A 22404-nucleotide genomic window follows, 5' to 3' on the forward strand; every position below is an offset into this window, starting at 1 on the left:
GTAGACTAAAGAAGAAAGGAGAGATTACATATGCTTACAATGAAAGATGTAATTCGCGAAGGAGATTCTATTTTGCGAAACGTTGCAGAAGAGGTATCAATGCCGGCGAGCGAAGAAGATACAACTACCCTTAAAGAAATGATTGAATTTGTAATAAATAGCCAAGATCCTGAAATGGCTGAAAAATATAGTTTGCGCCCTGGAATCGGATTAGCGGCTCCACAAATCGGTATTTCGAAGAAAATGATTGCGGTTCATGTAACTGATACGGACGGTACGTTATATAGTCATGCATTATTCAACCCAAAAATCATTAGTCATTCTGTTGAACGTACATATTTACAAAGTGGAGAAGGCTGTCTATCAGTAGACCGCGAAGTACCTGGTTATGTCCCTCGTTACACAAGAATTACAGTGAAAGCAACATCTATCAACGGCGAAGAAGTAAAATTACGTTTAAAAGGTTTACCAGCAATCGTATTTCAGCATGAGATTGACCATTTAAATGGTGTTATGTTCTATGATCACATTAATAAAGAAAATCCATTTGCTGCTCCTGACGATTCAAAACCTTTAGAGCGATAATAAAAAAAGGCGGAAGTTAATCTTCCGCCTTTTTTTATATGAAATGGGTTCCATATTCACTTATAGCAATCCAGCCCATTTTAATCCATGATATATGCCGTCTTCACTAACATCCTTTGTCACGTGATTTGCAAGTTTTTTCAAGTCTTCATGACCATTACCCATCACAATACCTGTCCCAACTGCTTCGATCATTTCTAAATCATTTAAACCATCTCCAAATGCATACACTTGTTCACGGTTAAATCCTAATTTTTCAATGAATTTCTCAATTCCTTTTGCCTTCGAACCACCATTCGGAATAATATCCATTGAATATGCATGCCAGCGAATAAAATGAAAGTCTGGATAATGATTAATAAACTTTTCTTCTTCATTCACTTCACAGAAAAGAAGTGTTTGATAAATATTACGTTTCTCATAGAAATCAGGTTCATATGCCGGATGCTCAAAATTTAAGCTTCCAAAACCTTCCTTCACATAATCATGATATTCCACCGATGCTCTCATTTCTTGATGATCAAGATATACAAGTGGATATCCTTCTTGTTTTGCAAACTGAGTAAACTTATGTAAGGCAGCTGGATGTAACGGGTTATTAAATATTACCTCATCTTCAAATACAACGTACTGTCCATTAAAGCTAACATAATTATGTATATTGAGTTCCTCACGAATATCTTCAAACATAAATGGCGCACGTCCTGTCGCAATTGCTACATGCACACCTTTCTCTTGTAAATGTCTTACTGCATCTCGTGTAGATTGTGGAATCTTCTTATCATGATCTAATAATGTTCCATCAATATCAAAAAAGACAATTTTATCATTCATTTGTCAAAATCCTTTCTGTTACTCTATATTCCTATTTTGATTATCGCTTTTCAAATTCTAAAAAAAAGTATAACATATTAAACATCTGTGAAGAAAGCGTTCACTTTCTGACCTTATTTATGAAACCTGCATATATATATTAGTAAAAAATGTGGATACTTGTTCGTATGAATTTTCTTTTCTATTCTTTCTCATACTATACCTATAACTAACGGCTACTAATCGTTACTATAGAATAACTTTCCCTGTATGCGAAAGGACAAGATTCAACATTCACTTTTGTCTTCTTTCTTATATCAGAGACGGAGTTTTCACTAGTAATATGCATGTTTTAAATAAGGAAAGGAAGGAGTAATCATGCTGAAGAAGCTGAAGAAAAAGCTCAAGCGTTATTTAAAAGATCTAGTCCGTAAAAAGACAATCGCTTAAATTGTGCCCATTTCGGGCTTTTTCTTCATTCTCATTCGAAAAAACATGAAAATCGTGACTGTTTGCTTTATAATAAGTAACAGATAATGCAAAACATAGACAAGGAGAGGTTTTCCAAATGATTTTTAAAGTATTTTATCAAGTAAAATTGACTGAGGTTCCAGTACGTGAAAATACAAAAGTTTTATATTTAGAGGCTACGTCTGAAAAGGATGTTCGTAAGAAATTAAATAAGTTCGCATATAATATCGAGTTCGTTCAGTCTGTTACTGGTGCTCATCTTGAATATGAAAAAGAAAACGCTGATTTAATATTAGCGGAAATCGTATAGTCATATGAAATTTCTAAAGAATGATCAAGCTGCCGTTTTTGCTTTAGGTGGACTTGGTGAAATCGGTAAAAATACATATGCTGTTCAATTTCAAGATGAAATTATTATTATTGATGCTGGAATTAAATTTCCAGAAGACGAACTCCTCGGAATCGATTATGTAATACCAGATTACACTTATTTTGTGCGAAACGAAGATAAAATTAAAGGATTATTCATTACACATGGTCACGAAGATCATATCGGTGGAATTCCTTACTTATTACGTCAAGTAAACATCCCGATTTATGGCGGAAAATTAGCAATTGCACTAATCAAAAACAAATTAGAAGAGCACGGATTACTTCGTAAAGCAAAACTTTATGAAATTCAAGAAGATGATGTTATTAAATTTAAAAAGACATCTGTTTCCTTCTTCCGTACAACTCACAGTATCCCAGATTCATACGGAGTTGTTGTGAAAACACCTCAAGGACAAGTTGTTCATACTGGCGATTTCAAATTTGATTTCACACCAGTCGGTGAACCAGCGGACTTAACAAAAATGGCTGAAATCGGAAAAGACGGCGTACTTTGTCTCTTATCTGACAGTACAAACAGTGAAGTTCCAAACTTTACAATGTCTGAGCGCCGTGTTGGTGATAGTATTCAAGATATTTTCCGCAAAGTAGAAGGTCGTATTATCTTTGCAACCTTTGCATCAAATATCCATCGTCTACAACAAGTTGTTGAAGCGGCTGTTGAAAACAATCGTAAAGTGGCTGTGTTCGGTCGCAGTATGGAAGCGGCGATTGAAATCGGACAAAACCTTGGTTATATTCGCTGTCCGAAGGATACATTCATAGATACAGCTCAACTAAACCGCCTACCGGCTAATAAAGTTGTTATTTTATGTACAGGTAGTCAAGGTGAGCCAATGGCAGCACTTTCACGTATTGCTAACGGTACTCATCGTCAAATTCAAATCATTCCTGGCGACACAGTTGTTTTCTCTTCTTCACCAATCCCTGGTAATACAATTAGTGTAAGCCGTACAATTAACATGTTGTATCGTGCTGGTGCTGATGTAATCCACGGAAAACTGTCAAACATTCATACGAGTGGACACGGTGGACAAGAAGAACAAAAACTAATGCTTCGTCTAATTAAACCGAAGTATTTCATGCCAATTCATGGTGAATACCGCATGCAACGTATGCATATGAAGTTAGCAAACGATTGTGGTATTCCAGAAGAAAACTGTTTCATCATGGATAATGGAGATGTTCTTGCTCTTCGTTCTGATGAAGCAAGCGTAGCTGGTAAAATACCATCTGGATCTGTCTATATTGACGGAAATGGTATTGGAGATATCGGTAATATCGTGTTACGCGATCGTCGTATTCTTTCTGAAGAAGGACTTGTTATTGTAGTTGTAAGCATTGATATGAAAGAGTTTAAAGTTGCAGCAGGACCTGATATTATCTCACGTGGTTTTGTGTATATGCGCGAAAGTAGTGATTTAATTAATGATGCTCAAACATTAATTACAACTCATTTAGAAAAAGTAATGGAGCGTAAAACAACACAATGGTCTGAAATTAAAAATGAAATTACAGATACATTAGCACCATTCCTATATGAGAAAACGAAACGTCGCCCAATGATTTTACCAATCATTATGGAAATATAAGAAAAAGGACAATACCTTCATGGTATTGTCCTTTTCTCTTATCTTAAAAAGTGTTTAAAACGATCTACTTCATCGTCATGACCAATTACAATTAATATATCTCCCGCTTGAATATTTTCCGTAGCTCGAGGAGATACAATAACTTCTTTACCACGTTTAATCGCTACAATATTCAATCCAAACTTCGCACGAATATCTAATTCGATTAAAGAATGACCATCAATTTTTTTATTTGCAATAATCTCTACAATACTATGCTCATCTGAAAGCTCAAGATAGTCTAATACATTACTTGATGCAATATTATTAGCAATCCTTTTTCCCATATCACGCTCGGGGTGCACAATGTGATCTGCCCCTATTTTACTTAACACTTTTTCATGGTAATCATTTTGAGCTTTTACAGTAATATTTTTTACACCTAACTCTTTTAAAATTAATGTTGTTAAAATACTTGAATTTAAATTGTCTCCAATAGCAACGACTACATGATCAAAATTACGAATACCAAGACTTTTTAATACCATCTCATCTGTTGAATCTGCAATTACAGCATGTGAAGCTATATTTGCAAACTCATTAATTTTATCTTCATCTGAATCAATTGCCATTACTTCCATACCTAATTGAGCGAGTTCTCGGCAAATGCTTCCACCAAAACGTCCAAGGCCAATGACAGCAAATTCTTTCTCTTTTTCACCCACAGGAATTCCTCCAATAACATCGAATACTATGTATTTTTATTGTAACATACTTTAGATTTGCTACAAAAACCTGTATATCATTCTTATTTTTGTTTTTGCATATAAAAATACTGTTGTAAATAAAATGCGATACTGAAAATTAACATACCAAATACAAATATATTTCCAAATGAACTAAATGTTTCAAAAACGAATAATAACGTTTCTTGTCCGAAGAAAGCAAATAATAGTTGTGTAAATGCGAATAGCAATGCCAATATATAATGATGTTGATGGAATAAATAATGTGTTGCACCTAAAAAAGCGATAAACGAAATAATGAAAATCCACCAATTTTCTAAAAACAGTTGCCAATTAGTAAATTGATATCCATTTACTAATATCGCAATAATTCCTATAACAGCCATCGTTGGCACACTCCAAAATAATGCTCGCCCTCTAAAGAAGCGTGTTCCTTTAACATCACCTTTTTCATGTGCAATGTATGTGAGTACTACCGTACTTATGTACAAAACTGAAAGAATTGTTAAAACGATAATAAGCCAAAAATGTAATTGATAATACTCATGCTCTATGTTTGTCACGATAGCCGCTAACATACACGGGATTAACATTCCAGTCCAACCATCTACTTTTCTTTCATTCCAAAACACTGTGTTACCAATCCGTATCCCTAACAACATAAAAATAATGATACCTAGTACAAATAATGTCGTTTTATTCCCTACTAAACTCGTCGAGAAAGCAATTAATCCAATAAATAAAAAGAGCACAAACCCATTCATAATTTCTAATACAGGTGATAAATATCTTTTCACCCATTTATATGTTTCGTCATATTCGTGATTATCTACTAAACGGTAGGCATAAAAACTTATCCCAAAATACACCGCCGCAATAATAACATACGCATATAAGACGAAACACAACATTGCACTGCTAATTTGCACGTAATTCCCCACCCTTTTTTCTATGTTTCACCTTGATTTTACACACTTTCTACACGAAATGTAAACATATATAAGCTAGTTAACTAATCATCTTCTCAATAAGCGATAATGAATAATGAGCAGCGGCTCAAAACCGCTGCTCATTACTTTATCCATTTGTATGCCCATGTGTATCCAAAACAAATATGAAAGATGTTTTCGTCTTGGAACTAACAAGTACCCACTGTAAGTTTTTTCAAAGTTGGCGAGCGAGTTTACTTTCTAGTTCCTTTCCACTTTACATATTGATCTAAAAATGCGATAGCTTTCTCAATAACCTCTTCATCTGGTTTTAATTTTGCATGATGTAAACCATATTCTGAATTTACCCCAAGCCAAAACATAAATCCAGGAATCTCTTGAAGCATATAACCAAAATCTTCCCCTGTCATTGCCTCAGTACATGTAATTACATTCATATCAGTTTGTTCACTTACAAACTGCATAAACTCTCTCGTTAATACTTCATGGTTATATACTTGATGATACATCGCTCCATAGTCAATAACAGCTTCACATTGGAAGGAAGCTTCTATACCTGCAACAATTGCCTCAATCCTACTTTTAACACGCCTCATTGATTCCACTGATAAAGTTCGAATCGTTCCTTCTAACCGAGACTTTTCTGCTATGATATTTTGAACTGTACCACCTGTTATTTTTCCGATTGTAATCACTGCACTATCAAGAGGATTCACATTACGACTAATAACGGATTGAAGTTGTGTAACAAGGTGACTTGCCGCTACAATCATATCATTTGCAGTATGCGGGTAGGCTGCATGTCCACCTTTCCCTTTCAAATCAACATATAACTCTGATGTATTTGCAAATAATAGCCCCTCTTTTGTGGCAATTGTTCCTACAGCGTATTCAGGTGCAATATGAAGACCAAGAATTATATTCGGCTTCCATTCTTTTAACTCTTCACTCTCTAACATAGGAAGAGCCCCTCCTGGCCCTTCTTCAGCTGGTTGGAATAGAAACACAAGGTCATCATCTATTCTTTCTGTTACAGCTGCTGTTAGAAGGCCTAAACCGATTGTTGTATGCAAATCGTGTCCACATGCATGCATCATTCCTTCATGAATAGAAGCAAACTCATATCCAGTTTCTTCGGTAATTGGTAAACCGTCTATATCTGCGCGATAACCGATAATTTTTTCTGGATTTTTTCCATTTACTTTAACAATGACACCCGTTTTCCATACTTTCACTTCCACATATTCATTCGAAAGCGTTCCTATGTAATCTAAAATATACTGTTGTGTTTTCCACTCTTTAAATCCAATTTCCGGTATTTTGTGTAAGTCTCTACGAATTTGAACGAATTTGCTTACTGCCATTTTTGCACCTCTATCTATAAAAAGCGCAAGAGCCTGTTATGCTCTTACGCTTTTTTTGTGTTTATTTCTCTGGGTTTAATTGACGAAGCTCTTGTTTAATTTCAGTTTTTGCTTTTGTCTTCTCATCAATCTCTTTAATTACACGTGCTGGAGTACCGGCAACAACTGTATATGGAGGTACATCTTCTGTTACAACAGCTCCTGCTGCTACAACTGCACCCTTACCTACTGTAACTCCCTCTAACACAACTACGTTTGCACCAATTACAACATCATCTTCAACGATAACTGGTTTTGCTGAAGGCGGCTCAATAACACCTGCAAGTACTGCACCTGCACCTACGTGACAGTTCTTACCAACAGTTGCACGTCCACCAAGTACCGCGTTCATGTCAATCATAGTACCTTCACCAATTACAGCACCGATATTAATTGTTGCATTCATCATAATAACAGCGTTGTCGCCGATTTCAACGTGATCACGAATAATCGCGCCTGGCTCAATACGAGCTTTAATACCTTTTAAATCAAGCATTGGAATTGCAGAATTACGACGGTCATTTTCAACAACGTAATCAACGATGTGCTTGCTATTTTCATCAAGAATTGTCTTAATTTCAGACCATTCTCCAAATAATACACCAGACTTTTTATTTACAAATGCTTGTACCGTTTCAGGGAATGTTACTTCTTTTAAATCCCCTTTTATGTATACCTTTACAGGAGTTTTCTTTTCACTTTTTTGAATAAACGAAATAATTTCGTTAGCGTCCATCATTTTCATTCTTGTTGCCTCCTAAATCCATTTATAATGTTACTCTACCAAACGATAGAGCGAGTAGCAAGATAATAATCCTATTTTTCCATTTGAATTTCTTCTATAATTTCTAAAAATGCCCTTACTTGCTTCAATTGTCTGGCCGATTCACTCGTCAATAACCATGTTTCTCTCGTTAATTGAACAGGTGTTTTATACATATTTTCCTGTACTTCTTTTAAAACAGTAGAAGGTAAAAGAGCATAACCTATACCATTTAAAACGAGTTGCTTGCAAGTCTCAATTTGATCAACCACAATTGTTCTCTTAGGTGGATTAGAAAATAAACCATACCACCAATTTTGTATTTGTCCATAATAAGTCGAATCACTTTTAAATTGAATAAATGGTCTATTTGTTTCTTTTAACATCGTAATATCTTTTATTTCTTTATCCACTAAATAAAGTTCATCTTCAAATAATTGTTGCTTCTGACCTTTATATTCTTGTGTTCCTCTCAATATAGCAACATGAACGTCCCCTTCATAAAATTGCTTTTGTACTTCACTACTCCAGCCAGTAAACAGCGATATTTTCACAGAAGGGTATTTATGTACAAACTTCTTCAAAACAGGAGGAAGCCAATATTGACCAATAACTGATGCAACAGCTATTTTTAACGTTCCGTGAGTTTCTGTTCTAAAAACAGCTAGCTCACTTTTAATATCCTCTTCCTTTTGCAGCATTTCTTTTGCATAATTTGCGACTTTTTCCCCTTCAGGTGTAATTGTCAATCCTTTTTGTGAGCGAATAAAAAACTTCATTCCCCATTGTTTCTCCATAGATTGTAATCGTTGACTAAGCGCAGGTTGTGAAACAAATAAACGTTCCGCCGCTTTTCTCATATTTGATTCCTGAGCTAACACAACCATCATTTGAAAATCATCAATTTGCAACTTTCTCCCTCTTTCCTTAGCTTCCATACACCTTATCTCAATAAGCTTTTCATCCTTAATTTAACTATATACTCTTATATTTTTTATCTTTTTAAATATAATACATACACAACTGATATGCACGAAAAAAAAGTGACTTCTCCGCTTCTATGAAGTCACTTTTCTCACATTATCGATTATGTTGCCTTACTTTTTTATTCAACAATTTTAAAATAGCCCGACGTGTTAAAATCCCCTCAAAATACCCATCTTCATTGACAGCGCAAATAAAAGGATGATCAATTGTCATTTCTAAAGCTTTTGCAAACGAATCTTCTAACTTAAGAACCGGAATGTCTTCCTTCATCACCTGTTCTACTTTCATTTCGTCAAGTCTTTCAAACTCAATACGTTCTAACCCTAACATACCATCTAAAATCATAGCAGTACTAATTAACCCATGCAATTTATACATCGGGTCCAAAACAGGTATCGCCGAATATCCAGATTTCACAAGAACGAGTAAAGCATGCTCTAAACCATTCCCCATTTGGACATGTGCTACTTTTTCTGATGAAATCATTAAATCTTTCACAAAAATTTGTTGAAACTCGTCTTTCGGAATACTAATCATATTACATCCCCCATTTTCCTACTTTTAATCACCGAATCTATTCATATTTTATGACAGCGTTTTCATATTATTATTTTGTCCTTACTTTATTTCAATAAAAACAAAATTACACAGCTATTTTAGCATACAACACAAAAAAAAGACTACCATCCCGGTAGCGCTTAATACCCCTTATTTTTTAATCTGTAAAATAACCTTGTGATTTTTTTATATTGTGTCACATCTGTCTGTTTTAAACCATTCTCAATATCTGTAATTTCCACAGCTAAAATTTCACTCGCATAATTTTGCTGAAATAGAATATCTAGTAACAAACTCTCTTCTTCTTCTGTTAAAACAAATTCCCTTTTCATATACCCCTCTCCTTATACTCGCATCGTTACTCTTATTATATATAATTTCCAACCTATTTAATAGATGTAATATTCAGTTTTTAGCAAAGGATATATAAAAATTGTTTTTTATTTCGTATATCGATTTGCATAACTAAACGCCGCATAAGCATCTGGCTTAATTTTTGCAGTTAATCCCATCGCTTGAATTTTCGCTGTCATATCTAGAATAAATTCTTTTGTTAAACCATCATTTCCGATATCCAAGTGAATTTCCATTATAAATCCAGCTCCCTCTTGAGCATATGGATGCAATAAATCCCATATTGTTTGTATATGATTTGGAGTAAATAGGCATGCGATCTCTTGGCTAAACTGCGTTTCTAAATATATTTTCTCACGTAAAGTTGCTGGCTTATCTTTCACTGATTTATGGTGTAAACACCCCCAGGCACCTTTTCCAACGCGATGAATATGAATTGCCGTAATAAACCTCGTATCCTTTTGATGTGCTTGTGAGTCTGTCCCAATGGATAAGCGATATAAATTTCGTGGATCCTTTTCAATAAAACTACAAATACGGCTAAAGACCATATCAAAATTTAAATGTCTCTCTGAAACATTATAAAATGTATGTTCACCGGCCACATAGTCACGTCCTTTCAATTAGACAGACTTTTCGTATTCTCATTGTATGGGACAAAAATAAAAATTATAACTTCCTATCCTTTATTCGTTTCAATATTTCGAATTACATAATGGCAAACTTGGCACGTATAAATTACATTTTGATTCGATTGAGCTGTTAATACATGAATAATCTCAGCAGAATTGTGACATTTAGGACAAAGCACAACTGGTAAACGTTCCATACAACACACCTCCTCGTTATTTTTATCTCGCTTTTGCTATCTGTAAACAACCAATTGGTGATGACTAATATTCAGTATAGGACGAAGAAGCCCCACTGATTACAATTTCACTTTATTACCATTGTAGGAAAAATGAAAACTCCCTATACATATATGCTAAAAAGTAATAGAACTAAAAAAGGTGTTGCCATATGGCAACACCTTTTTTATATGTATCAAGAAATGATATCGTAAATCTCAATTGCAACCATATCGATATTATCGAATTGATACACTTGAGGTTTTTCACCTTGTTGATACACTTCTAACTCATACATTTCACTTTTATCGAAAAATTTCACGCTACATTTGCGCTCACCGTTCACTTCAAAATAGCGTTGTGCTACTTCACCGCTTTCAGCTTGTTCTTGTAGACTAACAAGTCGAGTTAAAATTCCTTGGAGTAGAGACATGAAATCTCTCCTTTCTCTGATCTTCCTACCAATAGGTTTTACAGCTATACTCATTCTATCCGTCATAACAGAAAAAATGTTCCACAGTCTAGGATAAAGGTTATTGGCCAGAAACTCAACTAAAAATTTGTCGAAATGCGAAGGAAAAAACAGAAAGAACATCTTTTCCCTTCTTTATTGCGATTTTTATACTGGAAGAATATAATAAAAAACAGAAAAAAGGAGGAATTACAATGAGAAAAATTGAGGTTTACACACAACCTGATTGTCCGCCATGTGTCATTGTGAAAGAATTTTTAAAGCATAATAACGTTGTATATGAAGAATTTGACGTAAAAAAAGACGCTGCTGCACGCAATCGTCTTTTATACGACTATGATTCGTATTCAACTCCAACAGTTGTAATTGATGGAGAAGTTGTTGCTGGTTTTCAAATTGAAAAATTACAACAGCTACTCAATATTGAATAAGAATAGGTAAAGACCTATTCTTATTTTTATCCCACTATTTGTGGGCAGTAATAGCCCGATTGGTGCGAGCTATTAATCAGTGAGAGATAAACATCCCCCACCAATTACAGTTTCACTTTATAATTGTTGTAATCGTTTTATTTCAGTTAAAAGTTCTTGGCTTTCATGATATCCGGCCAATTTCCATTTCCCTTGATCTCTTTGCAATGTTACAATTTGATATTGTCCACTTTTCGCCCGCTCATATACATATAAAATTTTATGCTCTTCATCATATGACATTTTCGTTTCTGAATGAAAAGAAAACGGCGCTTCTTTTGCTGGAAGTAAATATTCACCACTTTGTTTATCACTTCTACTATTTTCATCTGTAAATACTTGAAGGAAATTCTCTGTAAAATATGGTGATAACGTTTCTATCATCTTATTCATCGGCAAATGCTTCCCACGAATTGAAAATTGGGTTTCATAGCCCTTTTGTATCGTTGTAAACACTTCTTCCCGATCGACTTTCACTTCCTCTTTTCCTAAAACAGTTGTGACACTATAACCAACTAGAAAGGCAACGCATACAAATAGAACTAACCATATTCCATATTTCCTCATTTTTTCACCTTCCTTTTAAGAAAACTTGTCTTTGTAGTATTCATTGTAACAATGATTATGCAAAGACAGGGGTGGTTTCGTTCGTAAAATCTTTACAACGATAGACAGCATTTTCATCACCATTTTCACTATTACCAATTTATGATAAAAACAAACAAAAAATGCACGAATCTCTTCGTGCATTAAAATAAAACATCTTCTTCATATAAATATTCATACGATAAATCTATAAATAAAAAGTTTTCATCATCAATTGGGAAGGAAAATGTTCGTACCATCTCACCGGTTTCAATATCAGCATATAAATCTGAAAGTCTTGCCTTATTCTCAAAACGCATTTTCATAATATTTTCTAGAAAATACGGACGCCAACTCCAGTTCTTCATATAATACTCAGGCATCACAATCCATTCCCCATCTTTTTTCATAACGTTTCCTGATTGTTGGAAACCATCTTCGTTACAAATAAATATGCGGAAACTACACTGTGATACACTTTGGCTAAATTGTAATAACCAATCATTTATATCTTCATTCTTTTTCTGTTTGGCTAGAACATCACCAATTCGATCACGTAACATTTCTGTTAAATTATAAATTTTTTGTAATTTCTTCTTCTCATGTTGAATAAATTGATGACACTCATTACCAAGTCGTTCTTTCAAAACATTCGTTTCAATAAAATCAGGTAAGCACTCTTTCAAATAATTCCCTTGATAATATCTACCACCGTTTTTCCAAGCATATTGTAGTTGATAAAAAGCATCTATTTCTTCATATAACAATGTTGCACCAATTCTTCTAGCAAGTAATGATAAAGAATATAAAATATCTTGATAAGATTGTAAAAGTGCAGTTTGCCTTAAGTTTGTTAAATCTACTTTTAAAATATCCGGTGCTAACACGCTAATACGTTCTAAATTACTTGTACCCGTTCCGACTTTATTAATCGAAATTTGAATACCATATGTACGATAATACATAAGCAAATGATTAAATTGCTCTATATCTTCTTTACATTCATGTTCTGTAATTTCTAAAACAATGTGTTTCAAATTTAAACCTTGCTCTTCATACATCAATAAAAGTTGAAGTAAACTTTCATCATCATCGTTCATTAATACGTTAGCATTCCGATGTATGAATAATAATAGTTTTTGATCACTTTCTAAATAACGATTTAAAGCTTTTTCTACTATAATGTTATCCGCTTCCAGTTGAAACTCACTCGGAATAGAATCATCATGAAAGAAAGAAGCTAAACTTTGTATGCCCTCTTCTGTTTGAATACGTCCTACTACCTCATATCCAATTACAGTATGCTCATCAGCACTAAAAATAGCTTGATAATAAGGAAGGACTTTATCCAAGTTACTCATTACATCTAATGCATCTATCAATGTACTTCCCTCCCTTTACTTTTCAAAAATTATAACATGATATTTACGGAAAAATAATAAAAAATCCCTTCAGTTTTCCTGAAGGGATTAGAGGGGTAAAATGCTAAGGGGAATTAGCAATTCTACTATGAAGAAAAAAGAGGTCTTAAATATAACGTATATATGACCTCTTGTAAACACTTTTCTTTCACATGTCACAATTCCGTCACATTTAACCGTGAGAATATGAATCAAACATTCATTTTCTTATCCCTTTTAAAATGGATATTGATGTAAATGTTGTCCTCCATCCATTGTCATGCAAGTTCCATTTATGTACGCAGCTTCATCTGAACATAAATAATAAGCTAGACCTGCAATTTCTTCTGGCGTGCCCAGTCTTCCAAGCGGAACACTTTGTATCGTACGCTTAGCCATTTCTTCTGAAATCCATAATTTATCAGCACCGCCCGTACGTTCAATTGGTCCTGGCGCGATAGCATTAACTCGTATTCCATATTTACGGCCCCACTCAACAGCGAGTGTCTTCGTCATTGCTAATACTCCAGCCTTCGCAGCAGCCGAATGAATAACTCCCGGACCTGCATCCCATGCATATGTTGCTACCATGTTAATGATATTCCCTTTTATGCCTTTTTCAATCCAATATTTTCCGACAGCATGGCTGCAGTAAAATGTACCGTTTAATACAATATTAATGACTGAATTCCAGCCATTCACGGATAAATCTTCTGCTGGACAAATAAAGTTTCCAGCTGCATTGTTTATTAAAACATCAATTCGACCAAACTTCTCATCAATCTCTTCAATCATTTTCTGAATGTCATCAGTATTTCTTACATCCATTTGTACGGGTAATACTTGCCCCGGAAATTGTTCAATTTCCAACTTTGTTTCCTCTAGTTTTTCCTTTGTACGTCCTGTAATAACAACTCGTGCCCCTTCTTTTGCAAAACGGGTCGCCATTCCTTTTCCCATTCCGCTCGATCCACCTGTTATAATAACTACCTTTTCTTTCACATACATCCCCTCCCAAAAATGAATACACATTCATTTTATCATTTTATTTAATAGAAATCTTTATATTTTTAAACTTTTCTGATATTTTAACGTAAAGAGGTTTCTTTTTATTCGTTTTTTTCGTAATCTATACTACTTTTTTATTATTTAAAATATATTTTAAATAAACTGAAAGGAGATTTGAGTAACCTATAAATGTAACGAAAACATGTGATATAAGTTAAATAGGTATACTCATATTTTTATGAAGAAAATTACAAGAAGAGATTTTTTTAAAGCTGGAATGCGCACTTGTCTATATTCATTTATAACCACTAGCATCGGATACTATTACGCTAAATATATTGAGCCTCATTTACTCTCTTTTACAGAGCATACACTTAAATCACAACTCATACCCAAAAGTTTTCATGGTATGAAGATTCTTCAATTTAGCGATTTACATCTCGGATACTATTTCTCTCTCCAACATTTATCTCAAATCGTTTCTAAAATTAATGCTGTAAAACCTGACATTGTTCTTTTCACTGGTGATCTCATTGATAATTATCAAACATATACTGACACTCCTTTCGTTCCATCTATTTTAAAAAATATACAAGCACCCTTCGGTAAATTTTCTATTTATGGTAACCATGATCACGGCGGATATGGAACGGAATACTACGAGCACATCATGCGTGAATCTGGATTTGAACTACTACTAAATAGCGAAAAGAGAATTCGTCTACTGGATAATAGTGAAATTTCAATTTTCGGTCTTGATGATATACTACTAGGCAAACCCAAAATAGAGAAAACACTACAGCACGCGAGGCAAAACACTTATAACATTGTTCTTGTTCACGAGCCAGATATTGCACCACAAATCGCTAAATATCCAGTTAACTTACAACTTTCTGGTCATAGCCATGGCGGACAAGTACAAATTCCCTTTTTAGGTGCTATTATTACCCCATCACTTGCTAAAAACTATGTTGAAGGTTTCTATACGATTCAAGATTTAGCTCTCTATGTCAATCGAGGTCTTGGCAGAACACGCGTCCCATTCCGATTTATGGCAAAACCTGAAATTACAATTTTTACGCTCCAACATTCGTAATAATTCGCCTATTTTCTTACATATCCTTTCTTGTACGCGCTCATCCACGTTTCATTTACCATATGATAAAAATGAGTCCAATAAAGGAGGTTTGTTCATGTATCCATATTATCAACCAATCCCAGTCCGTTCAGCACCTATTGGTCCAGTAGGCGACTCACGCTTCTTTCCGTTTTTTGGTGTTCCATTTCTAGCTGGGATTGCTGGTGGACTGCTCGGTGGAGCATTAGCTTTCGGTCCTAGACCGTATTACCCACCATATCCACCACCTTTCCCACCGCCAACACCTTATCCTTGTTATGGCGGACCTTGTCAACAACCATTCTATTATTAATGTACTCCAACAATCCTACCAATGTTATTCCCTCTCTTAACTGATCCATTAACATGCTTACAATAAAAACTATTCTCTCTACGCATCCTTCTATTTAGAGAATGTATAATAAGTAGAGAACAAAGTAAAAAAACCTCTTAAAAAAAGAGGTTTTTTTACTTTGTTCTCATTATTCAGCATCCGTGTTTTGATACGCCATCTTAAACAACTTCACTTGGCTATCAATTTCTTCTGTACTACTATTAATAACATAGTAGTACTCACCAGATTTATTCTGTTCACGTGTTTTCACATTATCAGCTAATATAAGTTGTAAAATCGCCTTAATTCTCGCCTTCATTTCAATATCTAATATCGGGAAAGATATTTCTACTCTCTTCTCCATATTCCGCGTCATCCAGTCAGCTGAAGATAAGTATATTTTCTCTTCTCCATTATGATGGAAATAATAAATTCGGCTATGTTCTAAATATCTCCCGACAACACTAACTACCCGAATATTTTCACTTACATTTGGAATACCAGGCCTTAAACAACAAGTTCCTCGAACGATGAGCTCTACCTTTACTCCAGCTTGTGATGCTTCATACATTTTTTTGATTAATGGTTTATCTGTTAATGAATTCATCTTAGCGATAATATATCCATTTCCATATTGCCTATGATAACGGATTTCTTCATCTATTAAATCCATAAATTGCTCTCTTATATCAAATGGTGCAACCGATAAATGATGAAAATGTGGCTTGGTTGTATAACCACTCAAATAATTAAAGAAATTTGTTGCATCGACCCCAAAGTCTTTTCGTGATGTAATATACCCAAAATCAGTATATAACTTTGCTGTTGCGTCATTATAATTTCCAGTCCCGAGATGTACGAACCTTTCGATTTTTCCGTTTTTTCTTCTTACAACTAGCGTAATTTTACTATGTGTTTTTAAATGACTTACACCGTAAATAACGTGACAGCCTGCCTTTTCTAATTCTTTAGCCCAATGCACATTATTTTCTTCATCAAATCTTGCCTTCAATTCAACTAATACCGTAACTTGCTTCCCTTTTTCAGCTGCTACCTTTAGCGCCTGAATAATCGGTGAATCCCCACTTACTCGATATAATGTTTGTTTGATTGCAAGTACATTCGGATCGTCTGCCGCATCACGGACAAAATCAACTACTGGCTGAAATGATTCAAAAGGATGATGTAATAAAATATCATGCTCAATTGCTTTTTCGAATACATCTTCCGCATCCCCCAAGTCTTGAGGCCGTTGCGGAATAAGAGCCGGATATACTAGATGTTCATATAAAGGAGCTAGTTTTTTATATAAAGAAAATAGACATGTTAAATCTAATGGTCCATCCATTATATACACATCTTCATCTTTTACTTCCAACACCTCATATAATAATGCTAATACTCTTTCATCAATATGCTCTTTGCCAACTTCTAAACGTACAGCAGCTCCCCACTTACGCTTTTTTAATTCTTTTTCAATTACCTTTAATAAATCCCTCGCACCTTCTTCATGAATCGTTAAATCCGCATTGCGTGTAATACGGAAACGAGTAACAGACGATACTTTATATCCTGTAAATAATTTATGAGTAAAACCACTAATTACATCTTCTAATAAAATAAATTTATGCTTTTGCCCCTCACTCGGTAAAAATATGAAACGTTCAAGTAATGAAGGAACTTGTACAATTCCTAACTTCGTGCGGTTTTCTTCCTCCACTTGTTTCTCATCATATAAAAGAGTAGCTAAATTCAAACTTTTATTTAATAACATCGGAAATGGACGATATGCATCAATAGCTACAGGTGTTAAGACTGGAAAAATCTGCTCATCAAAATACTCTTCTATAAATTCCCTCTGTTCTTTCGTCAAATCGTGGAATGTTAAACGTTCAATCCCCTCTAACTCCAGCGCTGGCAACACATAATTTTTAAACGTATCATATTGTACAGTCATTAATTCATGGGCCTTTATCGCAATTTTATTTAATTGCTTTTTTGGTGTTAAGCCAGCCTTATTTTCTGGTTGGTTAAACCCAGCACTCACTTGATCTTTCAATCCTGCTACGCGTACCATAAAGAATTCATCTAAATTGGAACCGAAAATGCTAATAAACTTTAACCTTTCCAAGAGCGGATTTGTTTCATCCTGCGCTTCTTGTAGTACACGTTCATTAAATGCTAACCAACTTAATTCTCGATTATTGTAATAAGCTGTATCATTTAAATTCACTATATTCCCCATCAACATTTCCATCCTCTTCACACTTCCCCTGAAACTTTTTTACTATAATTTAGTTACTTTTATTTTAGCAAATTACAATATTCCAAGGTGTTAATTTTTTGTAAAGACATCCGTACAACTTAACGTTTTGATTCGAAGGATAAATTAATAGTCGTTTTCAACACTCTTTCCAGCTGCTTTTTTTGTTTTTCAGCTTGCACTTTTTCCGCTAATGCCGATTGCTCACATACAATTTTAAATGTTAATCCTTCTTTACTTTCTGTTATAGATATCGATTCAACAAGCGATCTTTGTCTTATATTCAGAGCTGCTGAAAACTGTAAAACAGCCCCTAATAGGCGGATTTTTTTTTGTTCATTTTTATCAAACCATCCTTCAAATGGGGACAAATGTTGTTTGAATAACATTTTTGATTTATAAGACGCAATAAGCGCTAATCTAACTCGCTCTTTATGCATCATCCCATCAATTGTTTTATTCGCTAATAAATAAAACGTATGTAAGCGGCTCGCTTCTTCGTCTATATATTTACCTATATTAAATACTTTCGCTGCTTGATGGAATACTTCCCAGTCTTTTACTGACATAGAAATCAGCCCTGTTTCTTCAAGTTGTTGACAAATGAGTCTTCCATGTTTAATAAGCTGCATTACAAATTCCATATCCATTTCATATTCATGTGATAATAAATACAAACTTTCTTCGACTACGTTCGGATAATATGAAATCCCCAAATCTTTTGTCAACTCTTCATAGAAAACACCTTCTCGTAACCCTTTTCTACTTAACACAAATGCTGGTGCCTCTATAACATTAACAAGCGTATGAAAAACTTCGACTGCTGGAATAATTGTATCTGCTCGATCTTTTGCCAATCCTTCCAATTTTTGAAGTTCTATGAACGACAATGCTTCCAATTCTTCTTTCACATTTTTAATATCTTCTTCTTTCATTTTATATAAATGTACCCCTGCTATAGGATAACAAATTAAATTTTGATGGATTTTCACTAAGTTCCTCGCACTACCACCAATTGCAATAAGAGGCAATTTCTTATCAATTAACCATGGTAATGTTCGAAATTGATATTCTAAGTACGTTTGAATCTTTTCCAACTCGTCTTCAGTAGGTATATCCTCTTTAATAAATTGTTGCTTTAAAGAAAGTGCTCCAAAGGGAAAGCTATGGTACTCTAGAATCTCTCTATTTCGAAAATATGTAACTTCTGTACTTCCTCCACCAATATCTACTGTAATTCCTTCAGAGAACGAAGTTGAATTCATAACCGCTAAATAGCCGTAACGTGCTTCTTCATATTCTGATAAGACTCTAAGAGTAAAGTCTGTTTGTCCTTCAACCAGTTTTTTAATTGCCTCTTGATTCTCAGCCTGTCTAATTGTTGCTGTTGCAACACAAAGTACATGATGCAACTGGTGGAATCGTGTACTTTCTTGAAATTGAAATAACGTTTGTAACAATACCTCTATTCCTTCTTCATTTAACACACCATCAATTAAGTAATTCCTTAGCCGAGCAACCACTTTCGTATTTTCAATCTCCTTATAAAAACCTCCGTTTTGCTTTTCATAAATAACTAAACGCATTGTATTAGATCCAATATCTATAATGGCATATTGCTGTTTTAATATTTCTTTCAAACTTCTCACTCTTTCATTATCAAATTTCTAAAACACGTTCTATTACTATTATACAAAATAGTTGTTTTTTGTAACAATATTGCTTTAATATTGAAAATATATACAATCACTTTTTGCATATAATAAAAACCTCTTTTATTTATGTTATAATAATGAAAAATTGAAAGGAGATTCAATATGAAGCCTTCACAACCACAATCTCAATTACAAAACCAACATTCTATTAATCGACTAGCTCAATCTATTTTCGTTGTGAATCGTCATGCTAAAGCTGCAACTAATCCGAAGTATTTATACTGGTTAAAAAAGACGGCTTTAGAACGCTTAATTGCTGAGAAAAAAGCTATTAAAGAAGGATTACATTTTTCTAGAAATCCACGTTTTAGCCAACAACAATCTGATGTTCTTATACGTTTAGGTGATTATTTTTTCCATATTCCTCCTACCAAAGAAGATTTTCGAATCCTACCACATCTTGGTCATCTTGAATCCTCCTATCGAAATCCGAAAACAACCTTATCTTTAACAGTAGCAAAAAAAACACTTCAAGATTATATTGGTCCTGAAGCATTGAAACAAGAAAAAAAATTAAGTGAACCTGTTCCATGGTATAGTCGTACTTATACAAAAAAATAAAACAGTTTGGCCAATTGTAGGCCAAACTGTTTTATTTTTTCTCTTCTTTAATTTTAATATTTGCTTGTTTATAAAAAGCTATTTTTTCTGTATTATAAGATTTCGTAAATTCATTAAACTTGTCTTTTTCTGATTCAATATCCTTATAAGATTGATTTACTACTTTTACCTTTTCACTAATATCTTTTAATTTTGTACCTTTATCTTGTAACATTGTATATAATTCTTTTTCTTGTTTTAACGATTTATTATAGCTATCATACATCTTGTTAAATGAATCTTGTCGTTTCTCATATGCGCTTTTCACTTTACCTGCTTGATCTTTCAATTTCTTATCTTCAATTTTCTTCACATATTTATCTACTGATTTCACTTCTTCTTGTGCCTTATTTAAAGATTCTTTTTCTTTTTTTAGCACTTTTTCTCGTTCATCTGTATTTTTCACTGCTTGGTTCAGTTTTTCCTTAACAGTTTGATTATTATCTTTTCCTTCTTGAACAATCTGGTTATATAATTCTTGTCCTTCTTTCTCTAAAGTTTCAAGTTTCTTTGCATCTTCAAACATTGTTTTTTCTTGCTTTGCAGCATTTTCAAACGCAACATATAATTCCTCTTCTGGTTTCGGCCCGAAACAACCAGCTAATAAAGTCATTGATAATGCAGTTACAATTGCTAATTTACTATACTTCAACATCTTTTTCCTCCTACTTATATACGATCATCGTGTAAAAAGCTATGAAAATTATATACCCTTCTATAAACTCCACACTCGCACCTTTTTTACGAAAATCATTGATATTATTTATTATACTTGTCAAATTGTATTACTTGAAATTACATTTTACGTCTTTGAACTCAATAGCAGTTTCGTATCCATCTTTACATATACTTTTACTTGGTACTTTTTAAAACTTGTTCATACTATGTATTACATAAAAGTACAACGGAATTCATCACAGCCATAATAATTTGAAGAACAACAGTAATAATTCACCTGATAAAAGATGTTCGTTGTTCTCTCACGTCTATCATTCTATCATTCCCTTTCCGCTTTCTATCAAATAATTTCTTTGTTCATTTTACACAGTTTAAATGCTAACTTGCAACAACTTACAATTATTCTTGTCATTCCCTAAAAAGGAAAAGTGTAGAGCATGCTTCCCTCTACACTTTTAAAATGAAACACATTGTGCAAAATGCATTGACACATCCATCATAATTATATGCTTATTCCATATATTTTTAAAGACTTTTATTACAATAAAAGTTCTTTTTGTAATAAAAGTCAAAAAAATGTTACATTAAAAACTTCTTCATATCATATTTCTTTAAATCAAAGTTTCACTCATTTTCTTACAAATCCCTATGCTGGTACAATTGATTTTGTGCCTTTCTTAACAATTCTTCAAAAGTTTTTCCTCCTATTGGATAACTAGCAGCTCCAAATAATAGCGTCATACTTAACAAACCATTTTCTATTTCACTTTCAATATTTTTCATTAATCGATTTGTTATTGTCGACTTTTCATGTCCGTTATCAATCGCCACAATAACATACTTATTTTCATCCCACCTAGTAACGACATCTCCTTTACGAATTGTCTTTACAATCGTACTCTCCAATTTTTGTACTAACACCTCCAATTTTTTTTCTTGCACTGTTTCTTTTAGTTCTTTCCATTCTTTCACAGAAAGAATGTACACTGTAATATTATGAGAATCCCGTTCTGATAAAGCAGCTACTTTCTCAAAGAAATCAACTACAAAATCATTACTTGCCATTCCCCCTACTTCCGTATCCATACGCCCACTCGCTCTTTTATCATACCAATGTCCAAAATAATAGCTGAGTATCATTTGCAATATATAAATAATAAAGACGGTATAAAATGATCGCGAATCCAGTTTTGTAATTACATCCTGAAGCGCAATCCATTCTGTAACTGCCACTGTATTCCCAAGTAATAACCCACTAATTTTCCCTTTATGTTTCATACTTCCCCTCCTTTCTATACCAATATATGTTTCTATAACAATTAT

At 33.8% G+C, this 22404-nt stretch carries 25 protein-coding genes; 7 read left to right on the top strand and 18 right to left on the bottom strand.

Annotation, left to right across the window (positions count from 1 at the left end; genetic code table 11):
- Positions 1 to 30: 30 nt before the first annotated feature.
- Positions 31 to 585: a peptide deformylase gene (gene def / locus ACU8YW_RS19525; RefSeq protein ID WP_076539891.1), complete on the top strand. Its 555-nt coding sequence runs from the start codon at positions 31 to 33 to the stop codon at positions 583 to 585.
- 60 nt (positions 586 to 645) lie between these two features.
- Here the strand turns inward: def and ACU8YW_RS19530 are convergent, their stop codons facing one another.
- Complete coding sequence (locus tag ACU8YW_RS19530) at positions 646 to 1419, bottom strand: Cof-type HAD-IIB family hydrolase (protein WP_000998280.1); 774 nt, start codon at positions 1417 to 1419, stop codon at positions 646 to 648.
- 547 nt (positions 1420 to 1966) lie between these two features.
- On the opposite strand from ACU8YW_RS19530, the gene rpoY reads away from it, so the two are divergent.
- Positions 1967 to 2179 carry a DNA-directed RNA polymerase subunit epsilon gene (gene rpoY, locus ACU8YW_RS19535; RefSeq protein WP_048546139.1) on the top strand — a complete coding sequence of 71 codons (213 nt, stop codon included), beginning with the start codon at positions 1967 to 1969 and terminating at the stop codon, positions 2177 to 2179.
- 4 nt (positions 2180 to 2183) lie between these two features.
- The gene (gene rnjA / locus ACU8YW_RS19540; RefSeq protein WP_000670370.1) at positions 2184 to 3851 is read left to right on the top strand and encodes a ribonuclease J1; all 1668 of its coding nucleotides are present in this window, start codon (positions 2184 to 2186) and stop codon (positions 3849 to 3851) included.
- Positions 3852 to 3889: 38 nt separating this feature from the next.
- On the opposite strand, the gene ACU8YW_RS19545 is transcribed toward rnjA, so the two are convergent.
- The 10 genes from ACU8YW_RS19545 to ACU8YW_RS19590 form a co-directional block, all read right to left on the bottom strand.
- Positions 3890 to 4555: a potassium channel family protein gene (locus ACU8YW_RS19545; protein ID WP_000504032.1), complete on the bottom strand. Its 666-nt coding sequence runs from the start codon at positions 4553 to 4555 to the stop codon at positions 3890 to 3892.
- An 83-nt stretch (positions 4556 to 4638) separates the two neighbouring features.
- Positions 4639 to 5505, bottom strand: a complete 867-nt coding sequence (locus tag ACU8YW_RS19550) for a hypothetical protein (RefSeq protein ID WP_046956446.1) — start codon at positions 5503 to 5505, stop codon at positions 4639 to 4641.
- Positions 5506 to 5759: 254 nt separating this feature from the next.
- A complete protein-coding gene (locus ACU8YW_RS19555; protein ID WP_000301171.1) occupies positions 5760 to 6890 on the bottom strand; it encodes an N-acetyldiaminopimelate deacetylase in 1131 nt (376 codons plus the stop codon).
- Between the two features lie 61 nt (positions 6891 to 6951).
- On the bottom strand, positions 6952 to 7674 hold the full coding sequence (gene dapD, locus ACU8YW_RS19560; protein ID WP_000783245.1) for a 2,3,4,5-tetrahydropyridine-2,6-dicarboxylate N-acetyltransferase: 723 nt from the start codon (positions 7672 to 7674) through the stop codon (positions 6952 to 6954).
- Between the two features lie 71 nt (positions 7675 to 7745).
- Positions 7746 to 8630 carry a transcriptional regulator CcpC gene (gene ccpC, locus ACU8YW_RS19565; RefSeq protein WP_002008407.1) on the bottom strand — a complete coding sequence of 295 codons (885 nt, stop codon included), beginning with the start codon at positions 8628 to 8630 and terminating at the stop codon, positions 7746 to 7748.
- 142 nt (positions 8631 to 8772) lie between these two features.
- Positions 8773 to 9216 (bottom strand): cyclic-di-AMP-binding protein CbpB, encoded by a 444-nt coding sequence (cbpB, locus tag ACU8YW_RS19570; protein WP_000623572.1) that lies wholly within the window; start codon positions 9214 to 9216, stop codon positions 8773 to 8775.
- 161 nt (positions 9217 to 9377) lie between these two features.
- A complete protein-coding gene (gene abbA / locus ACU8YW_RS19575) occupies positions 9378 to 9569 on the bottom strand; it encodes an antirepressor AbbA (RefSeq protein ID WP_048546142.1) in 192 nt (63 codons plus the stop codon).
- Positions 9570 to 9677: 108 nt separating this feature from the next.
- Positions 9678 to 10196, bottom strand: coding sequence for a ribonuclease H-like YkuK family protein (locus ACU8YW_RS19580; RefSeq protein WP_000896655.1), 519 nt, complete (start codon positions 10194 to 10196; stop codon positions 9678 to 9680).
- Positions 10197 to 10270: 74 nt separating this feature from the next.
- Positions 10271 to 10420, bottom strand: a complete 150-nt coding sequence (locus ACU8YW_RS19585) for a hypothetical protein (RefSeq protein ID WP_087985092.1) — start codon at positions 10418 to 10420, stop codon at positions 10271 to 10273.
- 215 nt (positions 10421 to 10635) lie between these two features.
- The gene (locus ACU8YW_RS19590; protein WP_000055151.1) at positions 10636 to 10872 is read right to left on the bottom strand and encodes a YkuJ family protein; all 237 of its coding nucleotides are present in this window, start codon (positions 10870 to 10872) and stop codon (positions 10636 to 10638) included.
- A gap of 233 nt (positions 10873 to 11105) precedes the next feature.
- Here ACU8YW_RS19590 and ACU8YW_RS19595 point away from each other — a divergent pair, with 233 nt between their 5' ends.
- Positions 11106 to 11342, top strand: coding sequence for a glutaredoxin family protein (locus tag ACU8YW_RS19595; protein WP_001225788.1), 237 nt, complete (start codon positions 11106 to 11108; stop codon positions 11340 to 11342).
- 117 nt (positions 11343 to 11459) lie between these two features.
- Here ACU8YW_RS19595 and ACU8YW_RS19600 read toward each other — a convergent pair whose 3' ends face one another.
- From ACU8YW_RS19600 to fadH, 3 genes are all read right to left on the bottom strand, one after another.
- Entirely contained in the window at positions 11460 to 11948 is a 489-nt protein-coding gene (locus ACU8YW_RS19600) for a DUF3993 domain-containing protein (RefSeq protein WP_001233813.1), read from the bottom strand.
- Positions 11949 to 12130: 182 nt separating this feature from the next.
- Complete coding sequence (locus tag ACU8YW_RS19605) at positions 12131 to 13348, bottom strand: EAL domain-containing protein (protein ID WP_000564300.1); 1218 nt, start codon at positions 13346 to 13348, stop codon at positions 12131 to 12133.
- 255 nt (positions 13349 to 13603) lie between these two features.
- Positions 13604 to 14368: a 2,4-dienoyl-CoA reductase gene (fadH, locus tag ACU8YW_RS19610; RefSeq protein ID WP_000660912.1), complete on the bottom strand. Its 765-nt coding sequence runs from the start codon at positions 14366 to 14368 to the stop codon at positions 13604 to 13606.
- 244 nt (positions 14369 to 14612) lie between these two features.
- Here fadH and ACU8YW_RS19615 point away from each other — a divergent pair, with 244 nt between their 5' ends.
- Positions 14613 to 15470, top strand: coding sequence for a metallophosphoesterase (locus ACU8YW_RS19615; protein WP_048546146.1), 858 nt, complete (start codon positions 14613 to 14615; stop codon positions 15468 to 15470).
- A 97-nt stretch (positions 15471 to 15567) separates the two neighbouring features.
- Positions 15568 to 15804 (top strand): hypothetical protein, encoded by a 237-nt coding sequence (locus tag ACU8YW_RS19620; protein ID WP_000283744.1) that lies wholly within the window; start codon positions 15568 to 15570, stop codon positions 15802 to 15804.
- Between the two features lie 169 nt (positions 15805 to 15973).
- Here ACU8YW_RS19620 and ACU8YW_RS19625 read toward each other — a convergent pair whose 3' ends face one another.
- Both ACU8YW_RS19625 and ppx read right to left on the bottom strand, forming a co-directional pair.
- The gene (locus ACU8YW_RS19625) at positions 15974 to 18082 is read right to left on the bottom strand and encodes a polyphosphate kinase (protein WP_088064322.1); all 2109 of its coding nucleotides are present in this window, start codon (positions 18080 to 18082) and stop codon (positions 15974 to 15976) included.
- A 107-nt stretch (positions 18083 to 18189) separates the two neighbouring features.
- Positions 18190 to 19728, bottom strand: coding sequence for an exopolyphosphatase (ppx, locus tag ACU8YW_RS19630; RefSeq protein ID WP_046956440.1), 1539 nt, complete (start codon positions 19726 to 19728; stop codon positions 18190 to 18192).
- A 177-nt stretch (positions 19729 to 19905) separates the two neighbouring features.
- Between ppx and ACU8YW_RS19635 the strand changes: the two genes are divergently transcribed.
- The gene (locus tag ACU8YW_RS19635) at positions 19906 to 20364 is read left to right on the top strand and encodes a YkyB family protein (RefSeq protein WP_000804864.1); all 459 of its coding nucleotides are present in this window, start codon (positions 19906 to 19908) and stop codon (positions 20362 to 20364) included.
- Positions 20365 to 20395: 31 nt separating this feature from the next.
- On the opposite strand, the gene ACU8YW_RS19640 is transcribed toward ACU8YW_RS19635, so the two are convergent.
- Both ACU8YW_RS19640 and ACU8YW_RS19645 read right to left on the bottom strand, forming a co-directional pair.
- Positions 20396 to 21058 (bottom strand): YkyA family protein, encoded by a 663-nt coding sequence (locus ACU8YW_RS19640; protein ID WP_088064323.1) that lies wholly within the window; start codon positions 21056 to 21058, stop codon positions 20396 to 20398.
- 659 nt (positions 21059 to 21717) lie between these two features.
- Complete coding sequence (locus ACU8YW_RS19645; RefSeq protein ID WP_087985096.1) at positions 21718 to 22359, bottom strand: diguanylate cyclase domain-containing protein; 642 nt, start codon at positions 22357 to 22359, stop codon at positions 21718 to 21720.
- Positions 22360 to 22404 lie beyond the last annotated feature (45 nt).

This window comes from Bacillus pretiosus, from assembly GCF_052947655.1.

Bases quoted from the DNA above. Each gene is read 5' to 3' on its own strand.
- ACU8YW_RS19620 (WP_000283744.1), top strand. From the start codon at position 15,568: ATGTATCCATATTATCAACCAATCCCAGTCCGTTCAGCACCTATTGGT.
- ACU8YW_RS19590 (WP_000055151.1), bottom strand. From the start codon at position 10,872: ATGTCTCTACTCCAAGGAATTTTAACTCGACTTGTTAGTCTACAAGAA.
- rpoY (WP_048546139.1), top strand. From the start codon at position 1,967: ATGATTTTTAAAGTATTTTATCAAGTAAAATTGACTGAGGTTCCAGTA.
- dapD (WP_000783245.1), bottom strand. From the start codon at position 7,674: ATGAAAATGATGGACGCTAACGAAATTATTTCGTTTATTCAAAAAAGT.
- abbA (WP_048546142.1), bottom strand. From the start codon at position 9,569: ATGAAAAGGGAATTTGTTTTAACAGAAGAAGAAGAGAGTTTGTTACTA.
- ACU8YW_RS19635 (WP_000804864.1), top strand. From the start codon at position 19,906: ATGAAGCCTTCACAACCACAATCTCAATTACAAAACCAACATTCTATT.
- ACU8YW_RS19595 (WP_001225788.1), top strand. From the start codon at position 11,106: ATGAGAAAAATTGAGGTTTACACACAACCTGATTGTCCGCCATGTGTC.
- ACU8YW_RS19555 (WP_000301171.1), bottom strand. From the start codon at position 6,890: ATGGCAGTAAGCAAATTCGTTCAAATTCGTAGAGACTTACACAAAATA.
- ccpC (WP_002008407.1), bottom strand. From the start codon at position 8,630: ATGGAAGCTAAGGAAAGAGGGAGAAAGTTGCAAATTGATGATTTTCAA.
- ACU8YW_RS19645 (WP_087985096.1), bottom strand. From the start codon at position 22,359: ATGAAACATAAAGGGAAAATTAGTGGGTTATTACTTGGGAATACAGTG.
- def (WP_076539891.1), top strand. From the start codon at position 31: ATGCTTACAATGAAAGATGTAATTCGCGAAGGAGATTCTATTTTGCGA.
- ACU8YW_RS19625 (WP_088064322.1), bottom strand. From the start codon at position 18,082: ATGGAAATGTTGATGGGGAATATAGTGAATTTAAATGATACAGCTTAT.
- ACU8YW_RS19530 (WP_000998280.1), bottom strand. From the start codon at position 1,419: ATGAATGATAAAATTGTCTTTTTTGATATTGATGGAACATTATTAGAT.
- ACU8YW_RS19585 (WP_087985092.1), bottom strand. From the start codon at position 10,420: ATGGAACGTTTACCAGTTGTGCTTTGTCCTAAATGTCACAATTCTGCT.
- rnjA (WP_000670370.1), top strand. From the start codon at position 2,184: ATGAAATTTCTAAAGAATGATCAAGCTGCCGTTTTTGCTTTAGGTGGA.
- ACU8YW_RS19640 (WP_088064323.1), bottom strand. From the start codon at position 21,058: ATGTTGAAGTATAGTAAATTAGCAATTGTAACTGCATTATCAATGACT.
- cbpB (WP_000623572.1), bottom strand. From the start codon at position 9,216: ATGATTAGTATTCCGAAAGACGAGTTTCAACAAATTTTTGTGAAAGAT.
- ACU8YW_RS19600 (WP_001233813.1), bottom strand. From the start codon at position 11,948: ATGAGGAAATATGGAATATGGTTAGTTCTATTTGTATGCGTTGCCTTT.
- ACU8YW_RS19615 (WP_048546146.1), top strand. From the start codon at position 14,613: ATGAAGAAAATTACAAGAAGAGATTTTTTTAAAGCTGGAATGCGCACT.